We start from the raw sequence: 1,139 nt of genomic DNA on the forward strand, positions 1-1,139 counted from the left end.
TTATGTGGTGAGGTCGAGGTTGAGGGTTTTGGCGGCTTTGCTGATGGATCCGGGCATCAGGTGACGGTAGATCTTGAAGGTGATGTCGATGGTCTTGTGGCCCATCCATTCGGCGACGTCGGTGATGGGGATGCCGTGGGTAAGGCAGTTGGAGGCGAAGAAGTGCCGCATGCCGTAGACGACCATCCCGTTGGGTATGTCGACCTGGCCGGCCTTCTTGATCCGCTGCCATTGGTTGGCGATGTGGTAGTGCGGGAACGTGCGGGTCGGGTCGCCGGGGTGGCGCAGTAGGTAGCCGTCGACGGTGCCGTGCTCGTCGGCGTACCACTCGATGGTCTGACGCACCCGCGCCGGCAGGGGCACGTCCCGGTACTCGCCCGCCTTGCGGTGCTTGAGCCGCTCGTACTGGCAGGTGGTCCGGTTGACCTGCTCAGTGATGCGGTAGACGTCGTCGGCGACGATGTTGTTGAGGTTGACGGCGAACGCCTCGCCGTTGCGCATGCCGCAGCCACTCATCAGATCGCAGACCAGCCGGAAGCTGTCGTCGCCGGCGGTGCGTATCTGCCGCAACTGCCCGGGGGACGGGATCACCACGCGCTGGGGGTCGTACTGCGGCGGCTTCACCCCGGCGACCGGGTTGTCGTCGAACAGCCCCAACCGGTTAGCGTCCAGCAGGATCGCCTTGAGCTTGTCGAAGGCGTTCGCCTGCGCCGCCAAACCGACGTCGTTGCGTTCCAGGATCTGGAGGAAGCCCTCGACGACCTTGTGGTCGAAGGTGTTCATCCGCCGGCTGCCCAGCAGCGGCAGCAGATGGATGTTCAGCAGCGATTCCAGGTGCGCCACCGACGCCGGCCCCAGATCCCGCTGCCCGGCCTTCCACTGCGTGGCGTACTCCGCGAACCGCATGGACCCGTACCGTGCGATCCGGTCCGCCTTCGCCTGCCCCCGCGGCGCGGCCTTCTTCGCGTTGTAGATCTCCGTCAAACGTGCGATCGCCTTGTCCTGGGACGCAAACCCGGACTCCTCCACCTGCCTCCCGGCCGCCGACCGATACCGGACCCTGTACGGGTGCGGACACTTCGACCACCGCGACCGCGGATGCTCACACCCCTTGAAAAACGACCCCATCCCACGAACCA

At 65.5% G+C, this 1,139-nt stretch carries 1 protein-coding gene; it reads right to left on the minus strand.

The genetic code is table 11. The features are described 5' to 3' along the window. Positions 1–1,128 (minus strand): tyrosine-type recombinase/integrase, encoded by a 1,128-nt coding sequence (locus tag ACFW01_RS38400; protein WP_384511507.1) that lies wholly within the window; start codon positions 1,126–1,128, stop codon positions 1–3. Positions 1,129–1,139 lie beyond the last annotated feature (11 nt).

This window comes from Streptomyces sp. NPDC058985 (genome assembly GCF_042740985.1).
Lineage (GTDB): Bacteria > Actinomycetota > Actinomycetes > Streptomycetales > Streptomycetaceae > Streptomyces.

What these genes read in the sequence shown, in the direction of transcription:
- ACFW01_RS38400 (WP_384511507.1), bottom strand. Translation starts at nt 1,128, where the DNA reads ATGGGGTCGTTTTTCAAGGGGTGTGAGCATCCGCGGTCGCGGTGGTCG.